The 17,662-nt window shown below is 72.0% G+C and carries 17 protein-coding genes; 8 read left to right on the top strand and 9 right to left on the bottom strand.

What is annotated here, in order from left to right; translation table 11 throughout:
- Positions 1-115 precede the first annotated feature (115 nt).
- Entirely contained in the window at positions 116-916 is an 801-nt protein-coding gene (locus BO39_RS07410) for an IclR family transcriptional regulator (RefSeq protein WP_052401734.1), read from the top strand.
- On the opposite strand, the gene BO39_RS07405 is transcribed toward BO39_RS07410, so the two are convergent.
- Genes BO39_RS07405 through BO39_RS07370 form a run of 8 tightly spaced genes read right to left on the bottom strand, consistent with a single transcriptional unit; the run spans position 913 to position 9,031 of the window.
- Positions 913-1,899 (bottom strand): Gfo/Idh/MocA family protein, encoded by a 987-nt coding sequence (locus BO39_RS07405; protein ID WP_043831611.1) that lies wholly within the window; start codon positions 1,897-1,899, stop codon positions 913-915. The genes BO39_RS07410 and BO39_RS07405 overlap by 4 nt on opposite strands.
- Positions 1,896-2,864, bottom strand: a complete 969-nt coding sequence (locus BO39_RS07400; protein WP_043831610.1) for an MDR/zinc-dependent alcohol dehydrogenase-like family protein — start codon at positions 2,862-2,864, stop codon at positions 1,896-1,898. The genes BO39_RS07405 and BO39_RS07400 overlap by 4 nt, the downstream gene beginning before the upstream one ends.
- Positions 2,865-2,883: 19 nt before the next feature.
- Positions 2,884-3,792 carry a glycoside hydrolase 5 family protein gene (locus tag BO39_RS07395; RefSeq protein ID WP_043831608.1) on the bottom strand — a complete coding sequence of 303 codons (909 nt, stop codon included), beginning with the start codon at positions 3,790-3,792 and terminating at the stop codon, positions 2,884-2,886.
- The gene (locus tag BO39_RS07390) at positions 3,789-4,574 is read right to left on the bottom strand and encodes a TIGR04290 family methyltransferase (RefSeq protein ID WP_043831606.1); all 786 of its coding nucleotides are present in this window, start codon (positions 4,572-4,574) and stop codon (positions 3,789-3,791) included. The genes BO39_RS07395 and BO39_RS07390 overlap by 4 nt, the downstream gene beginning before the upstream one ends.
- Entirely contained in the window at positions 4,571-5,710 is a 1,140-nt protein-coding gene (locus BO39_RS07385) for a CgeB family protein (RefSeq protein ID WP_043831605.1), read from the bottom strand. The genes BO39_RS07390 and BO39_RS07385 overlap by 4 nt, the downstream gene beginning before the upstream one ends.
- A complete protein-coding gene (locus tag BO39_RS07380; protein ID WP_043831603.1) occupies positions 5,707-6,831 on the bottom strand; it encodes a glycosyltransferase family 4 protein in 1,125 nt (374 codons plus the stop codon). The genes BO39_RS07385 and BO39_RS07380 overlap by 4 nt, the downstream gene beginning before the upstream one ends.
- Entirely contained in the window at positions 6,828-7,919 is a 1,092-nt protein-coding gene (locus tag BO39_RS07375) for an NAD-dependent epimerase/dehydratase family protein (RefSeq protein WP_245615023.1), read from the bottom strand. Before BO39_RS07375 ends, BO39_RS07380 begins: the two co-directional genes overlap by 4 nt.
- Positions 7,916-9,031: an NAD-dependent epimerase/dehydratase family protein gene (locus tag BO39_RS07370; protein ID WP_043831601.1), complete on the bottom strand. Its 1,116-nt coding sequence runs from the start codon at positions 9,029-9,031 to the stop codon at positions 7,916-7,918. The genes BO39_RS07375 and BO39_RS07370 overlap by 4 nt, the downstream gene beginning before the upstream one ends.
- Positions 9,032-9,374: 343 nt before the next feature.
- Here BO39_RS07370 and BO39_RS07365 point away from each other — a divergent pair, with 343 nt between their 5' ends.
- The 6 genes from BO39_RS07365 (at position 9,375) to BO39_RS07340 (ending at position 15,473) form a co-directional block, all read left to right on the top strand.
- Positions 9,375-10,448 (top strand): inositol-3-phosphate synthase, encoded by a 1,074-nt coding sequence (locus BO39_RS07365; RefSeq protein ID WP_043831599.1) that lies wholly within the window; start codon positions 9,375-9,377, stop codon positions 10,446-10,448.
- Between the two features lie 6 nt (positions 10,449-10,454).
- Positions 10,455-11,054, top strand: a complete 600-nt coding sequence (locus BO39_RS07360; protein WP_043831597.1) for a histidine phosphatase family protein — start codon at positions 10,455-10,457, stop codon at positions 11,052-11,054.
- Entirely contained in the window at positions 11,051-12,148 is a 1,098-nt protein-coding gene (locus BO39_RS07355; RefSeq protein ID WP_043831595.1) for a CgeB family protein, read from the top strand. Before BO39_RS07360 ends, BO39_RS07355 begins: the two co-directional genes overlap by 4 nt.
- Positions 12,145-13,251, top strand: coding sequence for a CgeB family protein (locus tag BO39_RS07350; RefSeq protein WP_043831593.1), 1,107 nt, complete (start codon positions 12,145-12,147; stop codon positions 13,249-13,251). The genes BO39_RS07355 and BO39_RS07350 overlap by 4 nt, the downstream gene beginning before the upstream one ends.
- 21 nt (positions 13,252-13,272) lie before the next feature.
- Positions 13,273-14,994, top strand: coding sequence for a hypothetical protein (locus BO39_RS07345; protein ID WP_043831591.1), 1,722 nt, complete (start codon positions 13,273-13,275; stop codon positions 14,992-14,994).
- Between the two features lie 104 nt (positions 14,995-15,098).
- A complete protein-coding gene (locus tag BO39_RS07340) occupies positions 15,099-15,473 on the top strand; it encodes a hypothetical protein (protein WP_043831590.1) in 375 nt (124 codons plus the stop codon).
- Between the two features lie 24 nt (positions 15,474-15,497).
- On the opposite strand, the gene BO39_RS07335 is transcribed toward BO39_RS07340, so the two are convergent.
- A complete protein-coding gene (locus BO39_RS07335) occupies positions 15,498-16,454 on the bottom strand; it encodes an acetyl-CoA carboxylase carboxyltransferase subunit alpha (RefSeq protein WP_043831588.1) in 957 nt (318 codons plus the stop codon).
- A 201-nt stretch (positions 16,455-16,655) separates the two neighbouring features.
- Here BO39_RS07335 and BO39_RS07330 point away from each other — a divergent pair, with 201 nt between their 5' ends.
- The gene (locus tag BO39_RS07330; protein WP_043831586.1) at positions 16,656-17,657 is read left to right on the top strand and encodes a Bug family tripartite tricarboxylate transporter substrate binding protein; all 1,002 of its coding nucleotides are present in this window, start codon (positions 16,656-16,658) and stop codon (positions 17,655-17,657) included.
- Positions 17,658-17,662: the final 5 nt, after the last annotated feature.

Below are 17,662 nucleotides of genomic sequence, written 5' to 3'. Positions count from 1 at the left end.
CCGTCGTCTCCTCTCGCCGGCCTTGTCGTATATTCCGCAATGCGGAAATATGTTCTGCCGCTTCGCTCTTGGTATCGGAGAGCCAGGGGCGCGGTCAAGCGCGAGAGGATGGGCCATGCGGAAGCGCGCGGCGGAAGCGGAGGTGGACCCGGGCGAGGACCGGCAGTTCGTGGCGGCGATCGCCCGCGGCTTCGACATCCTCCACGCCTTCCGGGCCGAGGACCCGATGCTCGGCAACCAGGAGCTGGCGGAGCGCACGGGCCTGCCGCGCGCCACCGTCTCGCGCCTCACGCACACGCTGACGCGGCTGGGCTACCTCACCTACCTGCCGCGCTTCGCGAAGTACCAGCTCGGCCTTGGCGCGGTGCCGCTCGGGCAGCTCGCGCTGGCCAATATGAGCATCCGGCGGCTGGCCGCGCCGCTGATGCGCGCCCTGTCGGAGGAGACGCAGGCCTCCACCTCGTTGGGCAAGCGGGACGGGCTGCTGATGGTCTATGTGGAGCACGTCTCGCCGCGCACTGCCGTCGCGCTGCAATTAGAGGTCGGATCGCGCCTGCCGCTCGCGCTGACGGCCATGGGCCGCGCCTGGTACGCGCGCTCGGGTGAGGCGGAGCGGGAGGCGATCGACCGCGACCTCGCCGCCCGGCAGCCGGGGGAGTGGCCGGCGATCCGCGACGGCCTTCGCGAGGCCGTGGCGATGCAGGAAGAGCTCGGCTTCACCGCCTCGCTCGGCGACTGGCAGGCGACAGTGCACGCGGCGGGCGCGGCCGTGGCGCTGCCAGGGGGCGAGGTCGTGGCCCTGAACTGCGGCGCCCCCGCCTTCATGCTTGGCCGGGAGAGGGTGATGACGGAGATCGGCCCCCGCCTCGCGGCGGTGGCGCGGCGGATCGAGGCGATGGCGCGGGGGCCGGGCTAGCGCCCGTAGATGCGGTCCAGCACCTGGGCCACCGCCACGAGTTTGACTGTCGAGGGATCGAAGCGCGCGCCGGCCGCGAGGCGCGCGGCCCAATCGGCGGCGGCGCGCCCGCCCCAGTCGTCGGGCGGGCTCGCGAGCGTCTCACGGGCGGTGCCACGGAAGCGCTCCGCGGTGAAGTCGTAGAAGGAGCCGTTCTCGTTGCGCAGCGCAGCCCCACCCGCACTTCCCTGGAACTCCGCCGCGATCACTGCGTCGCGCCCGGCATGGAGGTTCCAGGAACAGGCGAGCCGCACCACCGCGCCGGTCGCGAGCGTGAGGGTGGCGACGGCGTAGTCCTCCACCCGGTCGGTTCGGCCCGCTAGCGGCTCGCCCCCGGCGAAGAGGGCGCTGGAAACATCGATAACTGCCGGAAAATCGAGGACCCAAAGGGCGAGGTCCACGAGATGAACGCCGAGATCCATGACGCAGCCGCCGCCGGAAAGGGCGGGGTCGCGGAACCAGGGCTTGTCCGGCCCGTAGGCGTTGTGGAAGGTCAGGTCCACGGCGAAGAGGTGGCCGAGGCCGCCTTGCCCGATCACCTCGCGGATGCGGCGCATCCCCTCCGTGTGGCGATAGGAGAGGTCGACCGCGAGAAGCCGGTCGGCCCCGCGCGCCGCCTCCACCACGGCCCGCGCCTCGGCGGCGGTGCGGCCGAGCGGCTTCTGGCAGAAGACGGCCGCGCCGGCTTGCAGCGCCCGGATGGACTGCTCCGCGTGGAGGGCGCTCGGCGTCGCGATGACCACGCCGTCGGGCCGCAGGGCGAGAAGTTCGTCGAGGCTGCCCACGACAGCGGCGCCGGGGGCGAGCTTCGCCGCCTCCGCCGCCATCTCGGGCGAGGGATCGGCGATCCCCACCGCCTCCGCCGCGCCGCTCGCGAGGATCGCGGCCATGCGGTGGCGCCCGATCCAGCCGGTGCCAAGGAAGCCGAGGCGCGGACGGCTCACGGGAAGCGCACCAGGGCCTTCAGGAAGCCGTCCGGCCGGTCCCGCGTGGCGTCCAGCGCCTCACCCAGCCCTTCCAGCCCGTAGGCATGGGTGAAGAGCGACGAGGGGTCCAGGCGGCCTGAGGCGATGGCGTCCACGGCCTCGCGGATGCCCTCGACATAGACCTTCGGGTCGCGCTCATGCGCGTTGATCACGTCGATCCCGCGCCAGTTCCAGAGCCACATGTTCACCTGTCGCGGCCCGTCCTGGTGATAGCCCGCGACAACCAGCCGGCCGCGCTCCGCCGTCAGCTCGCCCGCGAGGTCGAGCGGCCACTGCTTGCCAACGGCCTCGATCACCACCTCGCAGAAGCGCCCATCGGTCAGGGCCTTCACCTGCTCGATGATGGCGTGGTGATCCTCCATCGGGATCGTCTCGGCCGCGCCCATGCGGCGCGCGAGGTCGAGCGAGTAGGGACGGCGGGAGATGGCGATGACGCGCGCGCCCGCATCCGTCGCCAGCCGCGTCAGGATGGCGCCGAGGAAGCCGATCCCGACGATGGCCACCGCCTGCCCCGCCACGATCCCGCTGCGGCGGAAGATGTTCATCGCGCAGCCCAGCGGCTCGCCCGGGAAAGGTTGGCCCGCGAGCGAGGCCGGCAGGGGCACGATGTTGCCGGCCTCCGCGATGTCGTATTCCGCGTAGCCGCGATAGGTGAGCGCGGCCACGCGGTTGCCGATGTGCAGCCCCCCCACCCCCTCGCCCAGCGCGTCCACCACGCCCCAGGCCTCGTGGCCGAGGTCGCCGGGCTCGGTCGGGAAGCGCATCCAGTCGGGTCCCGACCAGGGCGTGAGGTTGGAGGCGCAGACCCCGCAGCCTTCCAGCCGCAGCCGCACTTGCCCGGGGCCGGGCTCGGGGCGCGGCACCTCGCGCACGGAGAACTGGCCGGGTCCGGTCAGGACGGCGGCGCGCATCTGGTCAGTCATGAGCGGGGAAGGCTTCTCTTCAGGCCGCTACCGACGCTCGCGCCGGCGCGTAGCGGCGCACCATGGAAGCGCAGAACTCGGCGAATTCCTCGGGCACCTGGGGCGGGCTGGTGTGGTGGGGCGCGATGCCCCGGTGCTCCGGCGTGAAGCAGAAGGTCACGGTCACGTCGAAATCCGCCAGCGCCTCCATCTGCCGGTCGAACCAGTCGAGCGCGTTGGGGCGGAAGCTGTCGGCCCAGGAGAGGCCGGTGCGGAGATGCCGCACGCCGAGCCGCTTCATCCAGGCCACCGCGTCATGCAGGCGATGGTCCTCGTAGTGGAACCACTGGCAGAGGCCCATCTCCGGCGCGTGCTTGCCGAAATGCTCGATCGCCGGCTTGGGCGACCCGTCCTCGCGCAGCAGGCCCATGTAGAAGTGGCGGTAGTAGGAGGAACCCTCGGCTTCCCGATGGCGCGTGGTGGCGCCCCAGGCCTGCGGCAGGTCGTAAAGCGAGTACCAGTGGATGCGCGGCGCCTTGCCGACCAGCAGCTCGGCGGTGCGGTTGAGGCCCCAGACCTGCACCTCCTCCGCCCCGAAGGTGGAGATGCCCACCTCGCTCACCCAGATCGGCTTGTCGGTCACCGCGCGGATCTCGTCGATCTTGGCGGGCCACTCGTCGATCTTCCAGAGGTTCCAGTCGAGCGGGAAGCCGTGCACGGCGACGACGTCGATCTCCTCCATCAACCCGCGCTCCGTCATGTTGACGATGAAGGAGGGGTCGATCGGCGAGATGCCGCCGAGGACGCGCGGCAGGTTCGGGTTCGCCTCGCGGATGGCGCGGGCGGCGCCGCGGGCGGTCTCGGCGAAGATCGCCCAGCCGGGATCGAGCTCGGGGTCCCAGTGGGACTTGTTGTTCGGCTCGTTCCAGATCATCGCGGCTTCGATCACGCGCGGCTTCCTCTCTCGTCGCGTCCAGTCGCGGGATAGACGGCGCCGGCGCCCCAGGGGGCCTCCGCGCGCCGGCAAAGATAGACCTCCTGCTCGGGGTGATCGAGGATCGCGAAGCCGGAGGAGCGGAGCATGGCCTCCGCCGCGGCGGCATTCGGCACCCACCAGTTGGAGGGGTCCTTCGAGTAGTCCCGCTCGATGAAGTGCAGCTTCGGCCAGGCGGGATCGTCGAAGATCGCCGTCTCGGAGAAGGGGTAGTCGGCCTCGGGCGTCATCACCGTCTTCGCACCGCGCTGCATCGACTGGAACAGCAGCAGGTCGTCCGCCACATGCTCGTGGATGAGGTCCAGCGCCAGCAGCGGGTGGCGGAGGTGGTAGAGGACGCCCATGAAGATCACGAGGTCGAAGCGCTCGCCCAGCGCGCCCACGTCGTAGACGGATAGGTTGCGGAACTCCGCCTCCAGCCCTGTCACCTCCGCGGCCAGGCGCGCCTGGGCGAGGTAGCGCTCGTCGCTGTCGATGCCGAGCACGCGGGCGGCCCCGCGCCGCTTCATCTCCATCGAGTAGAAGCCGGCGTTGCAGCCGATATCGAGCACGCTCTTGCCCGTGAGATCAGCGGGGATGGCGTGGGCGAAGCGGCGGAACTTGTTCGCGGGGTAGTCGTAGAGGAAGTGGTTCGGCGCGGTCCGCACACCCCCGAGGTCGAGGTTGTGGAACCAGTCGCCCAGCGCCTCCACGCGGGCGCGGATCTCCTCCGTGGAAAGCGTCGCGGTGCTGCTCATGGCGCGGGCGCCTCTTCAGTGCGGGTGGGGCCCAGCTTCCGCACGGGCGCCGCGCCCAGGCGGAAGAGAATGCTCATCAGCTCGTCAACGCGATGCGCGCAGCTATGGCGGGCGCGAATGGTCTCGAGGCCGCTCTCAACGAGCGTGCGGCGCAGGGCGGGATCGTCGCGGAGGGCCAGGAGGTGCCGTGTCATCTCGGCGCCGTCGCGGGCCGTGAGATAGTCCTGGCCGGGGCGGAACAGCCCCTCCTCGTCCCGCCAAGGGGCGGAGACGAGCGGGATGCCGCAGGCCAGCGCCTCGAAGACGCGGATGGTCGGGATACCCGGCAGCATGTCCACGTAGAAGCGGCGCGGCACATGGACGGTCGCGAGATGGCGCGCGAAGACCTCCGGCGCCCGGGCATTGGGCAACCAACCGCGGTAGCGCGCGCCGTGGCGCTCGAGCATGGCCCGCGCCTCCTCCGGGTAGCGCACGCCGAAGATGTCGAGCGGCAACCCGGCCTCCCGCGCGGGGCGGAGAAGGAAGCCCTCCAGCTCCGCCGTCCGCTCGCCGTCGCCCCAGTTGCCGATCCAGACGAGCCCCTCGCGCGGCCCCTCCGCCTCGGGCGGGTGAAAGAGGCGCGTGTCCGCCGCCTCGTGCCAGGTGAAGACGCGATCGCCCCAGCCCCAGCGCCGGTAGACCTCGGAGAGCGTGGCGCCGAAGGCCAGCACGGCGTCGTAGCCGTCGAGATCGAAGGTGCGGATAGCCTCGGGATCGCTGACCGCGCGGTGGTGCGTGTCGTGGAAGATCAGCGTGAACGGCGCACCCAGCCGGCGAAGGCGCCCGACCGCAGCGACGAGGGAGGGCTCGTTCCATTCATGCACGATGACGACGTCGGCATCCGAGAGCGCGGCCTCCAACCCCTCCGTCCCCGTAAAGGCGGTGGAGCGAAGTTCGGGATAGTTCGCGCGATACGCGTCGAGCCCGGCCTCGCCGTGGTCGCGCAGGAGATTCTCAAGGCTCCAGGCATCCTCCGGCTCCATCGCCCGCACGTCATGGCCGCGATGGATCAGCTCGCGCAGTACGCCGCGCAGGAAATGCGCGTTGCCGTGGTTCCAGCAGGAGGCGAGGGAGTGGGTAAGATAGACGAACCTCACGCCGCCACGCTCCCGGACACGATCAGTGGGCGGTACACGTCGAGCATCGCGCCCGCCATCGCGTCCACCGTGTAGCGGGCCGCGCGGCGACGGGCGGCGGCGCCGAGGCGCGCGCGCTCCAACGGGTCCGACGCAAGGCGCGCGATGGCCGCGGCGGCGGCGGCTTCGTCGCGCGGTGGCACGTAGAGGGCGGCGGCGCCCCAGAGTTCGCGGAACGTCGGGATATCCGACAGCACCAGCGGGCAGCCTGCACTCGCGGCCTCCAGCACCGCCAGCCCGAAGGGCTCGTAGAGCGCGAGGGAGGCGTAGATCGGGCGTTGCGCGAGCAGCGCGGCCAGGGCCGGCTCGCCGAGATGCCCGAGGGCGCGGACATGCCGCGGCTCCGCCCGGTCGCCGTTCGGCCCCGCTACCGGCCCAGCCGCGAGCACCGGCACGTCGAGGCGCGCGGCCGCGAGGTCGAGCGTGCGGAGGTTCTTCCCCTTGTCCCAGAGCCGCCCGGCCGTGAGCACGAAGAGCGGCGGCGTGCCCGCCGGAACCTCGCCCGGCGGCGCCATGGGGCGGCGGCCGTTATGCACCACCACCGGCCGCCGCGGCAGGGCGTAGCGCCGCGCGGTGGCCTCCCCGAAGGCGCGGCTGGGCGTGACGAGCGTGGAGGCGGCGAGGCACCCCCGGCGCATCAGCTCGGCGTGCCAGGCGAAATCCGGCGGCAGCGCGCCGCCATAAACGGCATCCCACCAAGTGACGACGCAGGAATGCGATACGGCGACGATGGGCACGGGAAAGGCCGTGCCGGCAGCGTGCGCCGGGCTGTTCAGGTGGACGGCATCCACCCGCGCGGCCTCGGCCAGGGCGGCCAGGGCCTCGCCGGAAGCGCGCAGTTCCTCCGGCCCCTCAGCCAGCCAGTCCAGCGGCAGGCCGGTCGGCAGCAGCTCCAGGCCGGGTATCGCGGCCGCGCGGACGAGTTGATCCCCCCGCGGCGCGGGGCCGAGCACGGCGATGACCGGCGTCACGCCCGCCGAGGAGAGCCCGGCCGCGAGGTCGAGCGCGTAGGTCCAGACACCACCGGCCGCATCCGCCGTGATCAGCAGCCTCGCGCCGCGGCCTCGCGAGCCATCGGTCACGCGCTGGCGTGCTCGGCGGCGTGCTCGGGCGCCGCGCGCTCCTCGCGCAGCCAGCCGGCCAGGGCCGCCACGCCCTCGCGCCACGGACGGGCCGGGCGGAGGCCGAGTTCCCGCACCGCGCGCCCCGTGTCGGAGACGTAGTAGCGCTGATCGCCCGCGCGCCAGTCGGCGTAGTGCGTCTCGACCGGCCGTCCCGTAATGTCGCCGATATGCGCCAGGAGCTGGCGCAGGCTGATCGCGTTGACCGGCCCGCCGCCGAGATTGAAGGGGCGGCCCGAGACCTCGTCGATGCGCCGCCAGGCGGAGACATAGGCATCCACCGCGTCGCGCACGTCCAGCACGTCCCGCACCTGGCAGCCGTCGCCGTAGATGCTGATCGGCTCCCCCCGCAGCGCGCGGAGGATGAAGTGGGCGACCCAGCCCTGGTCCTCGGTGCCCATCTGGCGCTGGCCGTAGATGCAGCTCATCCGCAGCACCGCCGTCGGAACGCCGAAGGAGCGGCCGAAATCGAGCACGTACTGGTCCGCCGCGCCCTTGGAGCAGCCATAGGGCGTGTGGAAGTCGAGCGGCCGGTCCTCGCTCACGCCGCGCGCGCGCACGGTGGGGTCGCGCGGCACGTAGGCATCGCCCAGCAGGTCCAGCGTCACGTCGCCGAGGTCGCCATAGACCTTGTTCGTGCTGGCGAAGACGAGTGGCACCCGTTCGCCGCGGCGGCGCAGCGCGTCCAGCAGGGCGAAGCTGGCGCCGAGATTGATATCGAAGTCCTCGCGCGGGTCCACGAGGCTGGTGGTGACGGCCACCTGTGCCGCGAGATGGAACACCGCCGAGGCTTCGCCCGCCGCGGCCTCCAGGCTCGCCGTGTCGCGCACATCGGCGATGGTGGCGGAGATCCGGCGCGGATGCCGCTGCTTGAGCCAGTCGAGGTTGGTCGAGACCCCGGGGCGCGAGAGCGCGTCGTAGATCAGGACGTCGTGCCCCTCCCCCGCCAATCGGTCGGCGAGGTTGGAGCCGATGAAGCCCGCACCGCCCGTGATGAGGACTGGCCGGGTGCCGGGAAGGGCCGGCGCCTTCGGCATCGCGTCCGTCACGCGACGAGCCCCCGCAGCTCCAGCTCGTTCCTCGCCTGGCTCACCCGGTCCAGCGCCTGCTGGCGGGCCACCCACTCGGCCAGCTCCGCGAGGTCCGCGGTGAAGTCGAGGCGCTGCGTGCGATAGCCCAGCTCGTCCCGGGCCTTGGTGATGTCGGGGATATTGTGGCGGATGTCGCCGGCCCGCGTCTTGCCCGCGATCTCCGGGGCGAGGCCCGTGTGGCCCATGGCGCGGGCGAGGTCGGCCGCCACGTCCTGCACCGTGCGGTCCACGCCGCTTGCGATGTTATACACGCCGCCCGGCGCCCGCGGATGATCGAGCGCGAGGAGGAAGGCGCGCGCCACGTCCTCCACATGCACGAAGTCGCGGCGCTGCAGCCCGTCCTCGAAGATCATCGGCGGCTGGTTGTTCTGCAGGCGCGCGGCGAAGATCGCGAGAACGCCGGTATAGGGGTTCGAGAGCGCCTGCCCGGCGCCATAGACGTTCCAGAGCCGCAGCGCGACGCCCTCCATCCCATAAGCCGGGGCGAGGGTGAGCGTCAGCCGCTCCTGCACGAACTTCGTGATGGCGTAGACCGAGGCGAGGTTCGTCCGCTTCCACTCCGGCGTCGGCACCGGCACCAGCGGGCGGCCCTTGGCGTCCAGCGGGTCCCAGGGCGCGTCGGGCGTGAGGCGCGGCTGGCGCACCGCATCCTCCACGAGGTTGCCATCGGCGTCGCGGTAAAGCCCCTCGCCATAGACGCTCATGGAGGAGGCGACGACGACACGCTTCACCGGCTGGTCAATCAGCTGCTGGAAGAGCACCGCGGTGCCGCAGTCGTTCACCGAGACGTAGCGCTCGATGGCGTACATGCTCTGCCCGACGCCGACCTCGGCCGCAAGGTGGACGACCTTGTCCACGCCGCGCAGCGCGCGCTTCACCGCATCGGGGTCGCGGACGTCGCCGGTCACCACCTCAACCTCGGAGTCGAGGCCGTCGGCACCGCGGTCGGCATGGACCTGCTCAATGAAGCTGTCGAGCACACGCACGTGGTCGCCGCGGTCGAGCAGTGCGCGCGATACGTATCGGCCGATAAAACCCGCGCCCCCGGTGATCAGAACTGATTCCGCCAAAGCTCTCGCCCTCCCGTCTCAAGCTGCTGCCGCCCGTCGGACCGGAAGGGCCCGGCTCGATGATCGGTCCCGGCAGGGCGTAAAGCGCCATTGCCCGTCTCGAATCGCGTTCCGAGGTGGAGCACCCAAGTCTTTAACCGGAGCGGACACTTTGAAGAAGGGCACCGGCAACATCACATTTTCTTGTAGCAAACGATGGTCAACCATACGCATCCTGGCATGGCGTTGATCGCTAGTTGGGGCGATAGCTAAGTTGATGCACGCGGCCGTCCCGGCCGCAGCGCCACCGAGAGGAACGCGATCCTTTGACGATTGCTTCGCCGCGCGCGAACGGACCGAGGGCGTGAGCGCGCTGCGCGTCGCGATCGTGGGCGTTGGAAACTGCGCGTCCTCCTTCGTGCAGGGCCTGTCCTACTACCGCATGGCACAGGCCAACGAGCCCGTGCCCGGCCTGATGAACGTGGAGCTGGGCGGATACCACGTGCGCGACATCGCCGTCTCTGCCGCTTTCGACGTGAGCGCGGCCAAGGTCGGGCACGACGTGGCGGAGGCCATCTTCGCGCCGCCCAACAACACGCAGGTCTTTGCCGAAGTGCCTCGATCGGGCGTCGTGGTCAACCGCGGTCCGACTCTCGACGGCATCGGCCGCTACCTCACCGCCGAGATCGAGGAGTCGGAGGCGTCGGTGGCCGATGTGGCGGGCATCCTGGAGGAGTCCCGCACCGACGTCGTCGTCTCCTACCTGCCGGTGGGATCGCAACAGGCGACGGAGTGGTATGCGGAGCAGGCGCTGCGTGCGGGCTGCGCCTTCGTGAACTGCATCCCCGTTTTCATCGCCTCCAACCCCGAATGGAGCCGGCGCTTCGAGCAACGGGGCGTGCCGATCATCGGCGACGACATCAAGAGCCAGGTCGGCGCCACCATCGTGCACCGCGTGCTGGCGAACCTCTTCCGCGAGCGCGGCGTGCGGCTGGACCGCACCTACCAGCTCAATTTCGGCGGCAATGCCGATTTCCTGAACATGCTCGAGCGCGAGCGCTTGGAATCGAAGAAGCTTTCCAAGACCCGCGCCGTGACGAGCCAGTTCGACGTGCCACTGCCGGCCGAAAGCGTCCATGTCGGCCCGAGCGACCATGTGCCCTGGCTGACCGACCGCAAATGGGCGCAGATCCGGCTGGAGGGCACGGGCTTCGGCGGCATGCCTCTAAATGTGGAGCTGAAGCTGGAGGTCTGGGATTCCCCCAACTCGGCCGGCGTGGTGATCGATGCCGTCCGCTGCGCCAAGCTCGCGCTCGACCGCGGCATCGGCGGCGCGCTCACCGGGCCGTCCAGCTACTTCATGAAGTCCCCGCCCCAGCAGTTCGACGACGGCGAGGCCCGGGAGCGCACGCTGCGCTTCGTCGCCGGCGAGGGCTGAGTCGGGGTGGCGTCCACGCTCTTCCTGCTGCGCCACGCGGCGCATTCGCGCGTCGGCAGCACGCTCTGCGGCCGGATGCCGGGGGTGACGCTGGGGGAGGAAGGGCACCGCCAGGCCCGCGCACTGGCCGGGCGGCTGGCCGATGAGGCAATCGAGGCGGTCTATTCCAGCCCCCTGGAGCGCGCGCGGGAGACGGCGGCGCCGGTCGCCGCGCGGCTGGGCCTGGACCCGCACGTCGAAGACGGCGTGACGGAGATCGATTTCGGCCACTGGACGGGGCGCGACTTCGCCTCGCTCGATGGCGATCCCGACTGGATACGCTGGAACGCCGAGCGCGGCACCGCCCGCCCGCCACAGGGCGAGAGCATGGCCGAGGCGCAGGCGCGCGCGCTCGGCACCATCGAGCGACTGCGCGCGCGGCACCCGGAAGGGCGGATCGCGGTGGTCAGCCATGCCGACGTCATCAAATCGGTGCTCGCGGCCACCCTCGGCATCGCGCTGGACGGGATCGGGCGCTTCGAGATCCAGCCGGCCTCCATCAGCGCCCTGGCCCTCTGGCCCGGCGGCGGAAAGGTGTTGAGCATGAACGAGACGCTTCGCGCATGAAGATTGCCTTCTACGGATCGAGCCTTCTCTCCTCCTACTGGAACGGAGCGGCGACCTATTACCGGGGCATGCTGCGCGACCTCGCCGCGCGCGGGCACGAGATCACCTTCTACGAACCGGACGCCTTCGACCGGCAGCAGCACCGCGATATCGAGCCGCCCTCCTGGGCCGAGGTGCGCGTCTACGATGCGACGGAGAGCGCGCTGCGGGCGGTGATGGAGGAGGCCGCGCGCGCCGATGTCGTGGTGAAGGCAAGCGGCGTCGGCGTCTTCGACGACGAGCTGATCGAGGGCGTGATGGCGGCCGCCCGGCCCGAGGCGATCCGCATCTTCTGGGACGTGGACGCGCCGGCGACGCTCGCCGAGATCACGCCGGTGCCGGACCACGCGCTGCGCCGCGCCCTGCCCTCGCTGGACTTCGTGCTCACCTATGGCGGCGGCCCGCCGGTCATCGCGGCCTACGAAGGCCTCGGCGCGCGCCGCTGCATCCCCATCTACAACGCGCTCGACCCCGAGACGCACCACCCGGTGCCGCCGGACCCGCGCTTCGCGGCGGACCTCTCCTTCCTCGCCAACCGCCTGCCCGACCGCGAGGCGCGGGTGGAGGCCTTCTTCCTCGATGCGGCCAAGCGGCTGCCGGGGCGGAGCTTCCTCCTCGGCGGCAATGGCTGGGACGACAAGCCGATGTCGCCCAATATCAGGCGCATCGGCCATGTCGGCACGCGCGACCACAACGCCTTCAACACCTCCCCCCTCGCGGTGCTGAACGTGGCGCGGGACAGCATGGCCTCGGTCGGCTACTCGCCGGCCACGCGGGTCTTCGAGGCGGCCGGCGCGGGCGCTTGCCTCATCACCGACGCCTGGGTGGGCCTCGACCTCTTCCTCAAGGAGGGGGAGGAGGTGCTGGTGGCGCGCGACGGCGCTGACGTGGCGGAGCATGTCCGCTCCCTCACGCCGGAGCGCGCGCGGGCGATCGGCGAGGCCGCGCGCCTGCGCGTGCTGGAGGGCCACACCTATGAGCGCCGCGGCGCCGAGGTGGACGCGCTGCTGCGGCGGGAGGCCGCGCTGATCGCCGCGCAGGGCGTGCGCGCATGAGCGCGCCGCTCCGCGTCGTCGTCCTCGGCCTCAGCCTCTCCTCCTCCTGGGGGAACGGCCACGCGACGACCTTCCGCGCGCTGCTCCGCGCCTTCGCCGCGCGCGGGCACGACGTGCTCTTCCTGGAGCGCGACGTGCCCTGGTACGCCTCGCACCGCGACCTTCCCTCCCCCGATTTCTGCGAGCTCTCGCTTTACCAGGATCTCGGGGACCTCGACCGCTGGCGCGGCGCGATCGAGGGGGCGGATGCCGTGATCGTCGGCTCCTACGTGCCGGAGGGTGTCACGGTCGGGCGCATGGTGCAGGCAGTCGCGCGCGGCGCCACGGCTTTCTACGACATCGACACGCCCGTGACGCTCGCCAAGCTCGAGCGCGGCGACGAGGAATACCTCTCCCCCGCGCTCATCCCCGGCTACGGCGTCTATCTCTCCTTCACCGGCGGCCCGACGCTCGACCGGCTGGAACGGCAATACGGCTCGCCCGCCGCCCGCCAACTCTACTGCTCGGTCGATCCCGACACCTACCGCCCGATGGAGGTGCCCCCGCGCTGGGACCTCAGCTATCTCGGCACCTACAGCTCCGACCGCCAGCCGGTGCTGGAACGCCTGTTGCTGGAACCCGCGCGCCGCGCCCCGGACCTGCGCTTCGCCGTCGCCGGCCCCCAATATCCCGCCGACATCGACTGGCCCGCGAATGTGGAGCGGATCGACCACGTCCCGCCCGCCGACCATCCCGGCTTCTACGCCGCCAGCCGCTTCACCCTGAACGTCACCCGCGCCGACATGATCCGCGCGGGCTACAGCCCGAGCGTGCGGCTCTTCGAGGCCGGCGCCTGCGGCGTGCCCATCATCTCCGACCGCTGGAACGGCATCGAGACGCTGCTGCGCCCAGGGGAGGAGATCATCCTCGCCGATGGCGCAACCGACGTCCTCGCCGCCCTGCAAGGCATGGGGAAGGCGGAGCGCGGCGCGATGAGCCGGGCACTCCGGGCGCGCGTCCTAGGCGAGCACACCGCCGCCCACCGCGCAGCAGAGCTGGAAGGGCACCTGCACGAGGCCATGGCGCGCGCTGCCCGCCCGCTGGACGCCGCGGCCGCCCCGTGAGCGGCGCCGCCCCTCGCTAGGATGCTCGTCTACGGCGACGCACCCCGCCGGGAGGACCCGCGCAGCCTGCTGGACGCCATCGGCGCGGCCCTGCGGGAGGTCGCCGCCGCGCCGCAGGGCCTCGCGCGCCACGCCACCCTCGTCACCGCGCTGATCGAGGCGGGGGAACTCGCCCAGGGCCTGGCCGATGCTGGCTTCGCCGAGCGGCATGAGGACGCCCCCGGCCCCACCGAAACAGCCGCCATGGCGCTGCTCGGGGGGATCGCGGCGGCCATGCTGGAATCCTGGCAATCCGGCTTCGCCCGCACCGGGCCCCTCCCGGCCGCGGAAATCGCGGCGGTCATGCCCGACACCATCCTCTGCAAGCGGGCGGAGGGCTTCGCGCATTACGCCCTTTTCCCCGAAGCCTATGGCGCGGCCGCGGCGGCGCTGCCGGAGGGCGCGCTGCGCGTGATTGGCCTGCGCTCCATCGGAACCACCCTCGGCGCGGTCGTCGCAGCCGCGCGCGGCGCATCACCCGCGGTCACGCTGCGGCCCACCGGCCATCCCTTCCACCGGGAGGTGCGCCCCTCCGCGGAACTCGCGGCCTCCCTCCTCGCCGACCCCGCCGCGCGCTTCGTCGTGGTGGACGAGGGACCTGGCCTTTCCGGCAGCAGCTTCGGCGCGGTGCTCGACTTCCTGGGGCAGCGCGGCGTCCCGGAGGGTCGGATCCACCTTCTCCCCGGCCATGGCGGCGAGCCGGGCCCCCAAGCGGAGGATGAGGCGCGCGCTCGCTGGGCGCGCCTCGCGCGGCACCCGGCCCCGGTCGATGCCCTTTTGCTCGACCCCGCCACCGGCCTGCCGCGCTGGGCGGCGGACCGCCTCGGCCTCCCGGACGCGCCACTGGAGGAGATCACGGGCGGCGGCTGGCGCGGGCGGCGCTTCCTCGATCGGGCGTCCTGGCCGCCTGTCCACCCGTATATGGAGCGGCGAAAGTTCCTCCACCGCAGCGGCGGCAGGACCTGGATGCTGAAATTCGCGGGGCTCGGCCGGCAGGGGCTCGAGGCCGAGGCGCGCGCCCGCCGCTTGCACGCGGCCGGCTTCACGCCGGAGGTGGCGGGCCTCCTGCACGGCTTCCTCGCCGAGCGCTGGGTGGACGAGGCGCGGCCGCTCTCCCCCGAGGCCTGCGACCGCCCCGCCCTCCTCGCGCATCTCGCCCGCTACCTCGCCTTCCGCGCCCGGAACCTCCCGGCGCACGAGGAAGAGGGCGCCTCGCCCCGGGCGCTCCTGGAAATGGCCCGGCACAACGCCGCGGAGGCACTGGGCGCGGGTCCGGCGGCACGGCTCGATGCCTGGGAACCCCATCTCGTGTCCCTCCGCGCGCGGGTGCGGCGCGTCAGCACGGATAACCGGATGCACGCCTGGGAATGGCTCGTCCTGCCCGGCGGGCGGCTGCTGAAGGCGGATGCCGTAGACCATGCGGCGGCGCACGACCTCGTGGGATGCCAGGACATCGCGTGGGACATCGCCGGGGCCGCGGTGGAGCTCGGCCTCACGGCGGAGGAGCGCGAAGGGCTCCGTGCGGCGGTGGGGGCCGATGCCGCCCTGCTCGACTTCCACACCCCCTGCTATCTCGCCTTCCAACTCGGCTACTACACCATGGCCGCCGAGGCCTGGGGCGGCGGCGGTGAGGAGGCAGCCCGGGCACGCGCAGCGGCGGATCGCTACGCCGCCGGCCTTGCCCGCTGCTTGGCGCGGAGCTGAGCGTCCTCGGCACCTTTGCGAAACCGTTTCGTCCAGGACCTCAAGCGCGGAACCTCCGTTCAGGCGTCGCGTTACGCCCGGTAACGCCCGGGAGGCCCCCGCACATGTCCGAAACCCGTTCCCGCCCCCTCTTCCGCCTTGTCGCGGCGCTGGCCGCGCTCAGCAGCGCGGTGGCCTGCGCGCCGGTAGGGCCCGGGCCCTACCAGCAGCAGGCGAGCAGCGCGGCCTATGCCTGCCAGCAGGGCATCACCCAGGCCTGCTACGACTATCAGGCGATCGCCCCCGCCGCGAATGCCGAGGTCTACCAGGAGCAGCAGAACGCCCAGGTCGGCACCGCCGTCGCGGCGGGCCTGGTCGGTGCCGTCGCGGGGGCCGCGATCGCGAGCAGCGCGCGCCGGCCCCATTACCGCGGCCGGGGCTACTACGAGCCGCGCCGCGGCTATTACGGGCCGCGCCACGGGCATTACCGCCACTACTGATGCGGGGGGGGGGGAATGCCCGGGTCAGACGACCCCGGTACGCCCCATCTCGAGGAACTTCTCGCGCCGGCGGGCGCGCAGCGTCGCGCCGTCCAGGGCCAGCAGCGGGGTCAGGCAGGCCTCGATCCGGTTCCCCACGGCGAGAACGGTCGCCGCGGCCTCACGATGGGCACCGCCCATGGGCTCGGGGATTACCCCGTCCACCAGGTTAAGGCGCTTGAGGTCCTCGGCGGTCAGGCGGAACGCCTCGGCGGCGGCGGGAGCCTGGGCCGCATCGCGCCAGAGGATGCTCGCCCCACCCTCCGGCGAGATCACGCTGTAGATCGAGTGCTCCAGCATCAGCACGCGGTCGGCCGTCGCGATGGCAATGGCCCCGCCCGACCCGCCCTCGCCGATGATGGTGGCGACGAAGGGCACGGGGGCGTCCAGGCAGGCCTCGATGGAGCGGGCGATGGCCTCCGCCTGGCCGCGCGCCTCGGCCTCCACGCCCGGGAAGGCGCCGGCCGTGTCCACGAAGGAGAGGAGGGGCAGGTTGAACCGCCCGGCCAGCTCGATGAGGCGGCGGGCCTTGCGGTAGCCCTCCGGCCGCGGGCTGCCGAAATTATGGCGGATGCGGCTGTCGGTATCCGTGCCCTTCTCGATTCCCAGCACCATGACGGACTGGCCCCGGAAGCGGCCGAGCCCGCCCACCACCGCCTGGTCGTCCGCAAAGGCGCGGTCGCCGGCGAGCGGCGTGAAGTCCTCGATCAGCCCCGCGATATAGGCGAGGCATTTCGGCCGGTCGGGATGGCGCGCGACCTGGGCCTTCTGCCAGGGCGTGAGCTTCGCGTAGGTGGCGGCGAGCAGCTTCTCCGCCTTGTCGCGCAGCTTGCCGATCTCGTCGGCCACGTCGATGCCGCCCGCGTCCGTCGTGCGGCGCAGCTCCTCGATCTGGCCTTCCAGCTCGGCGATCGGTTTCTCGAAGTCGAGGAAGTGACGCATCGGGGGTCCGGAAAGAAGTGGCCTTGTGGGGCGCCGGGGGCTTACCGCAGGGGGCGCGCGGACGCCAGACTCGCCCCCTTTGCCCGGGAGGGCCCGGAATCGTCCAGCATGGGGTGAAAGGGGGGTTCATCCCGTCGCCCGCCGCGCTCTAGGCTGGCCCTCCATCCCCCGGAGAACACGGGGGAGGCACGGAGGAACGTCATGGCCAGGACCACCGGCCGCCGCAGCCTGCTGCTGGGCGCCACCCTCTCCACCGCGGCCCTTGCGGCGCCCGCGATCGTTCGCGCCCAGTCCGCCTATCCTGACCGCCCGGTTCGCGTCGTCGTTCCCTTCCCCGCCGGTGGCACCACCGACATGCTCGCGCGGCTCTTCGCGCAGCGGATGACGGAATCCATGGGCCAGCCCGTGGTGGTGGAGAACCGCGGCGGCGCGGGCGGATCGTTGGGTGCCGACGTGGTGGCCAAGGCGGCGCCGGACGGGCACACGCTGCTCTTCCACAATCTCACCTTCAGCTCGACCACGGTGGCCCTGCAACTCGCCGGGCGGGCGCCGCACGACATCGAGCGGGACTTCGCCCCCGTCTCCCTCGCGGCCAACGTGCCGATGCTGCTGGTCGCCTCCGCCACCGTGCCGGCGAAGGACCTGCGGGAGTTCGTGGCCTTCGCCAAGGCGACGGGGCAGACCGGCGTCTTCTACGGCTCGACCGGCCCGGGCAGCATCATGAACCTGGCCGGCGAGGTGCTGAAGCGCGACGCCGGGATTGGCATGGAGCACGTTCCCTTCCGCGGCGCGGCACCGCTGGTGCAGGAGATGGTGGCCGGGCGCATCCAGTTCGGCGGGGACCAGCTCTCCACCGCCCTCGGCCATGTCCGCTCGGGCACGCTCAAGCCGATGGCGACGCTGGCGGCCCAGCGCTCCGCCGCCCTTCCGGAGGTGCCGACGGTGCGGGAACAGGGCTTCCCGAACATGGAGCTGCGCGGCTGGAACGGCTTCTTTGCGCCCGCCCGCACGCCGGAGGCGGTGATTGCCCGCCTGAACCGCGACATCGCGGCCGCCGCCGCCCATCCGGAGGTTCGCCGCCGCATGGAGGAGGTGGGCGCCGAGCCCGTCGGCTCCTCCCCGGCCGAGCTGCGCCAGGCGGTGGCCGAGCAGGTGGCCCAGATCCGGCCCCTGGTGGCCGAGTTGCGGCTGCAGGTGGAATAGGGCGC

Origin of the sequence: Roseomonas aerilata DSM 19363 (assembly GCF_000711725.1) — a bacterium.
Classification (GTDB): Bacteria; Pseudomonadota; Alphaproteobacteria; order Acetobacterales; family Acetobacteraceae; genus Roseomonas; species Roseomonas aerilata.
Note: the sequence above shows the minus strand (reverse complement) of the source record. Positions and strands in the feature narration are given on the sequence as shown.